The sequence below is a fragment of the Nonomuraea ceibae genome (genome assembly GCF_019396325.1).
Taxonomy (GTDB): Bacteria; Actinomycetota; Actinomycetes; order Streptosporangiales; family Streptosporangiaceae; genus Nonomuraea; species Nonomuraea ceibae.
Genome location: NZ_JAHKRO010000109.1, coordinates 21,006 through 28,228, shown reverse-complemented (window position 1 = coordinate 28,228; position 7,223 = coordinate 21,006). Strand labels below are relative to the sequence as shown.

The 7,223-nt window shown below is 72.1% G+C and carries 5 protein-coding genes and 1 pseudogene; 4 read left to right on the top strand and 2 right to left on the bottom strand.

Annotation, left to right across the window (positions count from 1 at the left end; genetic code table 11):
• The 3 genes and pseudogenes from KME80_RS40225 to KME80_RS40215 form a co-directional block, all read left to right on the top strand.
• Nucleotides 1-547 (top strand): annotated as a pseudogene (locus tag KME80_RS40225) (sphingosine kinase); the annotation flags it as partial.
• A gap of 67 nt (nucleotides 548-614) precedes the next feature.
• Nucleotides 615-3,338: a DEAD/DEAH box helicase gene (locus KME80_RS40220; protein WP_219514926.1), complete on the top strand. Its 2,724-nt coding sequence runs from the start codon at nucleotides 615-617 to the stop codon at nucleotides 3,336-3,338.
• A gap of 67 nt (nucleotides 3,339-3,405) precedes the next feature.
• On the top strand, nucleotides 3,406-5,343 hold the full coding sequence (locus KME80_RS40215) for a hypothetical protein (RefSeq protein WP_219514924.1): 1,938 nt from the start codon (nucleotides 3,406-3,408) through the stop codon (nucleotides 5,341-5,343).
• Here the strand turns inward: KME80_RS40215 and KME80_RS40210 are convergent.
• Entirely contained in the window at nucleotides 5,328-5,765 is a 438-nt protein-coding gene (locus KME80_RS40210) for a MarR family winged helix-turn-helix transcriptional regulator (RefSeq protein ID WP_219514922.1), read from the bottom strand. The genes KME80_RS40215 and KME80_RS40210 overlap by 16 nt on opposite strands.
• Before the next feature lie 58 nt (nucleotides 5,766-5,823).
• On the opposite strand from KME80_RS40210, the gene KME80_RS40205 reads away from it, so the two are divergent.
• The gene (locus KME80_RS40205; protein WP_219514912.1) at nucleotides 5,824-6,357 is read left to right on the top strand and encodes a hypothetical protein; all 534 of its coding nucleotides are present in this window, start codon (nucleotides 5,824-5,826) and stop codon (nucleotides 6,355-6,357) included.
• Here the strand turns inward: KME80_RS40205 and KME80_RS40200 are convergent.
• A complete protein-coding gene (locus tag KME80_RS40200; RefSeq protein ID WP_219514932.1) occupies nucleotides 6,326-7,219 on the bottom strand; it encodes a 5'-3' exonuclease in 894 nt (297 codons plus the stop codon). The genes KME80_RS40205 and KME80_RS40200 overlap by 32 nt on opposite strands.
• Nucleotides 7,220-7,223: the final 4 nt, after the last annotated feature.

Genomic DNA, 7,223 nt, shown 5'->3' with positions numbered 1-7,223 from the left:
GGGCACCGGTGGCCGGTTCGGGGCGGGGCTCTCCGGTGTGGGGGGCGGGGGTGGGGAGGAGGTGTTCGCCGGGGTGGTGTGCTGCGGGTTCGACTCGCGGGTGAACGAGCGGGCCAACGCGCTGTCGTGGCCGCCGGGGATGGCCCGGTACCTGGTGGCGACCGCGCGGGAGCTGAGGTCGTTCGAGCCGATCCCGTTCCGGGTGACGATCGACGGCGGGGAGCCGGTCGAGCGGGAGGCCATGATGGTCGCGGTGGGCAACACGAGCTCGTACGGCGCCGGGATGCGCATCTGCCCGGACGCCCGCCCCGACGACGGGCTGCTGGACGTGGTGATGGTGGGCGCGGTGGGCAAGGGGGAGTTCCTGCGCGTCTTCCCGCGTGTCTACCGGGGCACGCACGTGGCGCATCCGGCGGTGACGGTGTGGCGGGCCAGGAGCGTCACGCTGGAGGCGGCCGGCGTCGTGGCGTACGCCGACGGTGAGCGGATCGGCCCGGCCCCCGTCACGTGCGAGGTGCGGCCGGGCGCGTTGAACGTCCTGGTATGAACCGTACTTTGTAAAGGGCGCGGCCGTGAGGACGGACCGGAATGGCGGTTTCGGTAGGGTGGCCGGTATGACAACGCCAGCGGAACGCTACGCGGCCTTCCGTCAGAAATACGCCGGCGACGGGCCCGCATTCACCTCGTTCCGGGGCCTGTACGACTTCGAGCTGGACGAGTTCCAGATCGACGCCTGCCGGGCGCTGGAGGCGGGCGACGGAGTTCTGGTGGCGGCGCCCACCGGCTCGGGCAAGACGGTCGTCGGCGAGTTCGCCGTCCACCTGGCTCTGGAGCAGGGGCTCAAGTGCTTCTACACCACCCCGATCAAGGCGCTGTCCAACCAGAAGTACAACGACCTGGTCAAACGGTACGGCACGGCCAAGGTGGGCCTGCTGACCGGCGACAACAGCGTCAACGGCGAGGCCCCGATCGTCGTCATGACGACCGAGGTGCTGCGCAACATGCTCTACGCGGGCTCGGCCACGCTGGCGGGGCTCGGGTTCGCGGTGATGGACGAGGTCCACTACCTGGCCGACCGGTTCCGCGGGGCGGTGTGGGAAGAGGTCATCATCCACCTGCCGGAGTCGGTGCGGCTGGTGGCGCTGTCGGCGACGGTGAGCAACGCCGAGGAGTTCGGCGAGTGGCTGGGTGAGGTGCGCGGCGACACCACCGTGATCGTCGACGAGCACCGGCCGGTGCCGCTGTGGCAGCACATGATGGTGGGCCACCGCGTCTACGACATCTTCATGACCGACGACGACACGCCGCGGATCAACCCGACGCTGATGCGGGTCACGCGGGACGCCGAGCGGCTGACGGCGGGGCGGGGCAGGCGCGGCTACGGCAGGCCGACGCGCTCGCGCCCGCCGGACCGGGCGCAGGTGATCGAGCGGCTCGACGCGGAGGCGCTGCTGCCGGCGATCACGTTCATCTTCTCGCGGGCGGGCTGCGACGCGGCCGTCCAGCAGTGCCTGCACGCCGGGATCCGGCTGACGACGGAGCGGGAGCGGCACGAGATCCGCCAGCTCGTCGACGAGCGCACGGCGCACCTGCCGGACGAGGACCTGGCGGTGCTGGGCTACCTGGAGTGGCGTGACTGCCTGGAGCGGGGGCTGGCCGCGCACCACGCGGGCATGCTGCCGGCGTTCAAGGAGGTCGTCGAGGAGCTGTTCACCCGCGGCCTGGTCAAGGCGGTGTTCGCGACGGAGACGCTGGCGCTGGGCATCAACATGCCGGCCCGCAGCGTGGTGATCGAGAAGCTCGACAAGTGGAACGGCGAGACGCACGCCGACCTGACCCCCGGCGAATACACGCAGCTCACCGGCCGGGCGGGGCGGCGCGGCATCGACGTCGAGGGCCACGCGGTGGTGCTGTGGCAGCCGGGCATGGACCCGCTGTCGGTGGCGGGCCTGGCGGGCACCCGTACGTATCCGCTGCGCTCCAGCTTCCAGCCGTCCTACAACATGGCGGTCAACCTGGTCGGCCAGTTCGGCAGGGAGCGGGCCAGGGCGCTGCTGGAGGAGTCGTTCGCCCAGTTCCAGGCCGACCGGGCGGTGGTCGGGCTGGCCAAGCAGCTGCGCAAGCACGAGGAGGCGCTGGAGGGCTACCAGGAGGCGATGACCTGCCATCTGGGCGACTTCCCCGAGTACGCGGCGCTGCGCAGGCGGCTGTCGGACCGGGAGGCGGAGCTGTCGCGCCAGCGCGGCGCGGCCCGGCGGGCGGCGGCGGTGCGGTCGCTGGAGGCGCTGCAGCCGGGTGACGTGATCCGGGTGCCGGGCGGGCGCCGGGCCGGGCTCGCGGTGGTGCTCGACCCGGGCCGCAACCCGCGCGGTCACGGTCCCAGCCCGCTGGTGCTGACGATCGGCAAGCAGATCAAGAAGCTCGACCCCGCGGACTTCCCGGTGCCGGTGGAGCCGCTGGAGAAGATCCGCATCCCGAAGAACTTCAACGGCCGCTCGCCCAAGGAACGCGCCAACCTGGTCTCCACGCTGCTGGCCAAGATCGGTGACCGCGATCTGGGCAAGCCGGTCAGGGCGCGGGACCACGCGGTGGAGGACGACGAGGTCAACGAGCTGCGCCGGCGCATCCGGCAGCACCCGTGCCACGGCTGCGACGAGCGTGAGGACCACGCCCGCTGGGCCGAGCGCTACCACAAGCTGCTGCGTGAGACCGAGGGGCTGCGGCGGCGGGTGGAGGGCCGTTCGCACGTCATCTCGCGCACCTTCGACCGGATCTGCTCGGTGCTGGAGCAGCTCGGCTACCTGGAGGGTGAGCAGGTCACCGACGAGGGCCGCCGGCTGGGCCGCCTCTACACCGAGCTCGACCTGCTGACGGCCGAGTGCCTGCGCAGCGGGCTGTGGGAGGAGCTCGACCCGGCGGAGCTGGCGGCGTGCGTGTCGGCGCTGGTGTTCGAGTCGCGGCAGTCCGACGACGCGCGCCGGCCCAAGGTCCCGGCGGGCCGGGCGCAGGACGCGCTGACGGCGATGCTGCGGCTGTGGGGCGAGCTGGAGGGCATCGAGTCCGACCACGGCCTGTCGACGATCCGCGAGCCGGATCTCGGCTTCGCGTGGGCGGCGTTCCGCTGGACGAAGGGTCACTCGCTGGACGCGGTGCTGATGGACGGCGTGGGCGGCAACGAGCTGGCGGCGGGCGACTTCGTGCGCTGGGTCAAGCAGCTCATGGACCTGCTGGGGCAGCTCGGCAACGCGGCGCCGCCCGGCAGCCGCATCAAGCAGACGGCGGCCAAGGCGATGGACGCGATGCGGCGTGGGGTGGTGGCCTACTCGTCGGTGGCCTGACCCTCTTGCCAGAGGACGTGCGCGCGATTACGGTCAAGACCGTTATATCGCCCGCCGGGAGGCTGTCGTGCGCATCGTCCTTGTCGCATTCCTTGTCCTGTTATCCCTCGCCACTCCGGCCCAGGCCGAATCGCCGCCCACCGGGTGCGGCTTCCAGAGCCTGGGCCGGCTGCCGCTGACCGGCGCGACCACGGCGGGCACCGCGCTCGACGGCGATCGCGTCTACTCGGTGACCTCCAGCGCCTCCGGCCCGGCCATGCTCGGCATCCGCGACGCCGCCGACGGCTCGCTGATCGCCGAACGCCCGCTGCCGCTCGCCCTCGGCTCCTGGGCCGTCACCGTGGCGCCCGACCACTCCGTCTACGTGGGCAGCTACAACGCCACCGCCGGGGCCATGGGCCGCCTGTTCCGCTACGACCCGGCGGCCGACGAGGTGAGCGAGCTGGGCATCGCGGTGCCGGGCGAGACGTTCGTGTGGACGGTCGCGGCCAGCCCCGACGGCTCGGCCGTCTACGGCGGCACCTCGCCCAACGGGCGGCTGTTCCGCTACGACACCGCCACTGGCCACACCGCCGACCTGGGCAGCCCGGTGCCGGGCGAGCAGTTCGTCCGCGACCTGGCCGTCGGCGCCGACGGCACCGTGTACGCCGGGGTCGGCGCGCAGAGCATGAAGGTCGCCGTGGTCGCGCCGGACGGCGCCGTCAGGCAGGTCATCGAGCCGCCGGTCGAGGGCGCGGGCTACGCCTACGACCTCGACGTCGTCGGCCACCACCTGCTCGTGCGCTTCACCACCTCGACGGGCGCCAACCCGATGGGCGTGTACGACCTGGCCGCCAAGGCGTGGAAGGACGTGGTGGCGGACGTCGACAGCCTGACCGTGGGCGGCGGCAGGCACGGGCACACCGTCCACCTGGTCCAGGACGACGAACTCATCGAATACGACCTTAAAAGCGGAAAAATCACGAAGTTGGGCTTCGGTGACTTCGGCGGCGGGGCCGCCCGGACGCTCGGCTGGATCGGCACCACCCTCGTCGGCACCTCCTCGACCGGCCGCCTCTGGCACTACGACCGCCGCGCCGGCAAGGGCGTCCTGTTCGAGTCCACGCTGACCGGCCAGCCCGTCAGCATCCGCTCGATGGGCGTCGGCCCCGACGGGCGCATCTACGCCGGCGGCTTCTTCACCGGCGGCCTGGCCTCCTACGACCCGGCGACCGGCGAGACCCGCTCGTGGCCGAACGTCGGCCAGAGCGAGGGCATCGTCACCCATCGCGGCAAGCTCTACCTGGGCGTCTACCCCGGCGCGCGCATCTACGAGTTCGACGGCGAGCAGCCGCGGCTGCTGCTCGGGCTGGGGGAGCAGGAGCAGGACCGCCCGTTCGCGATGGTGTCGGCGGGCGACTGGCTGGCGTTCGGCACCGTGCCCAAGGCGGGCGTCCTCGGCGGCGCGCTCGGCCTGCTCGACCCGGCCACCGGGGAGAAGGTGATCGAGCGTGACCTGATCCCCGGCCACAGCATCATCGGCCTGGCCTACCGCGACGGCGTCCTGTACGGGACCACGTCGGCCTTCGGCGGCACCAACGTCCCGCAGGGCGAGGCCCAGGCGTTCGCCTACGACGTCGCCGGGCGCTCGCTGAAGTGGCGGACCACACCCGTCCCCGGCAACCTGGCCCTCGGCTCGCTCGCCTTCGACGGCGCGGGCAGGCTGTGGGGGCTCAGCCCCGACTCGCTGTTCGAGCTCGATCCGGCCACCGGCCGGGCGCTGCGCACGGTCAAGCACCAGACCTACCCGTGGCAGACGGTGTCGCAGGTGTGGCTCGACACCTACGTCGAGGCCGGCCGCGACGGCATGCTGTACGGCAAGGTCCAGGGCAAGGTCTACCGGATCGACCCGGCGACGATGAAGCTCACGCTGATCGTCCGGCCGATCTCGAACCTGGTGAAGGGCGCCGACGGGCACATGTACCTGTCGCGGTTCGAGAGCTTCTCCACCTACAGGCTCTGCTGAAGGGCCTCGGTCCGCTTGCGCAGCACCTCGACGGTGCGCGTGACGTAGTCGGCTATCGTGGCCAGCTCGCGGGCGTCGTACCGGGACATGAAGGCGTTCATGTCCGCGCCGAGGTCGGCGAAGATGCCCGCGAGGTCCGGCCGGTTGCCGGGGTCGGCCTCGACGAGCACGCGGCGGCGGTCGGCGGGGTCGGCGACCCGCCGGGCGTAGCCGGCGCGTTCGAGCCGGCCGACGAGGGCCGTGACGGCGCTGGCGTTCATGCCGAGCTCGCCGGCGAGCGCTCCGGCGGTCAGCCCGCCGGAGCGGGTGATCACGCCCAGCGCCTTGTGGTCGACCGCGCTCAGGCCCAGCTTGCGCGCGACCGCCTCGTGGAAGAGCACGACCGCGGTGCTCAGCTCCCAGCCCATCCTCGCGCCGTCCATCCACGCTCCTTTGTTTCAATGGAGTGAATAATTCAATCTGATGAAGTATTATACCGGCATGGTTCTCCGATCAGGTTTCGAACTCGCCGGTGACGCCGCATCCTGGGGATGGCGCTTCTACCTCCGGCACTTCTGGATCGTCGCCGGGCTGTCGATGGTCCCGGCCGTCCAGCGCTTCGCCGCCATCACCGCCGGCGACGACCTGCCCGCCGCCGTGAACATCGCCGCCGAGGTGCTCACCGCCGCCTGCCGCGTCGTCCTGCTGTACGTGATCGTCCGCCTGGCCGTACGCGCCGAGCCTTCACTGCGCGGCCTGACCCCCGCCGCGCTGTGGCAGCGCATGGGCGAGGGGATCGACCGCGACCGCTGGGCCTTCGCCGCCCAGTTCCTCGTGCTGGGCGCGGCCTTCACCGTGCTCGACGTGCTGCCGGCCCTCGCCGTCGAACAGTGGGCCGGCCAGGCGCGCGACCTCGTCACCGCGCTGCTCGTCTCCGTGAAGAACCCCACCGTCATCGCGTTCACCTTCGTCTGGATGACCGGCGTCGCGACACGGCTCATGCTCAGCGGCTCAAGGCGTCCAGCAGCCGGTTGAGCGGGCTGTCGAGCCCGTAGCGGTCGGCCAGGCGCACCAGCGCCTCCGGATCGCGCGGCTTGACCGGCAGCGTCAGGTCCGCGGCCGGCAGCGGCGCGTCGGCGGCGACCTTGACCACGGCCGGGGCGGCGGCCAGATAGTCGCGGGCGGCGGCCAGCTTGGTGCGGCTGCCCGCCGGGAAGCCCTCGGTGACGCCCGCGTCGAGCGCCTCCAGCAGCGCCTCCAGCGAGCCGAACCGGGTCACCAGCGACGCCGCCGTCTTCTCGCCCACCCCCGCCACGCCCGGCAGGCCGTCGCTGGGGTCGCCGCGCAGCGTGGCGAAGTCGGCGTAGCCGCGGCCCGGGATGCCGTACTTGGCGCTCACCCAGCTCTCGTCCACGAGCTGCAGGTTGCGGATGCCGCGCGCGGTGTAGAGGACGCGCACCGGGCGGGCGTCGTCGACGAGCTGGAACAGGTCGCGGTCGCCCGTCACGATGTCGACCGCGCCGGAGGCCCGGTGGGTCAGCGTGCCGATCACGTCGTCGGCCTCGAACCCGGGCGACTCCAGGCGGGCGATGCCGACCGCGTCCAGCACCTCCTCGATCACCGGGATCTGCGGCACCAGCGTGTCGGGCACCTCCTCGGTGTCGCCGTGGGCGACCCGGTGCGCCTTGTACGTGGGGATCGCCGCCACCCGGAAGGCGGGCCGCCAGTCGGCGTCCATCGTGGCCACCAGCTCGGCGGGGGAGTGCTGCCGCACCAGCGTGGCGATCATGTCGATGAGGCCCCGCACCGCGTTGACCGGCATGCCGTCGGGCGCCGTGATCGAGTCCGGAATGCCGAAGTAGGCGCGGAAGTAGAGCGAAGGGGTGTCCAGAAGCATCAGC

What these genes read in the sequence shown, in the direction of transcription:
- KME80_RS40205 (WP_219514912.1), top strand. Translation starts at nt 5,824, where the DNA reads ATGGTTCTCCGATCAGGTTTCGAACTCGCCGGTGACGCCGCATCCTGG.
- KME80_RS40210 (WP_219514922.1), bottom strand. Translation starts at nt 5,765, where the DNA reads ATGGACGGCGCGAGGATGGGCTGGGAGCTGAGCACCGCGGTCGTGCTC.
- KME80_RS40220 (WP_219514926.1), top strand. Translation starts at nt 615, where the DNA reads ATGACAACGCCAGCGGAACGCTACGCGGCCTTCCGTCAGAAATACGCC.
- KME80_RS40200 (WP_219514932.1), bottom strand. Translation starts at nt 7,219, where the DNA reads ATGCTTCTGGACACCCCTTCGCTCTACTTCCGCGCCTACTTCGGCATT.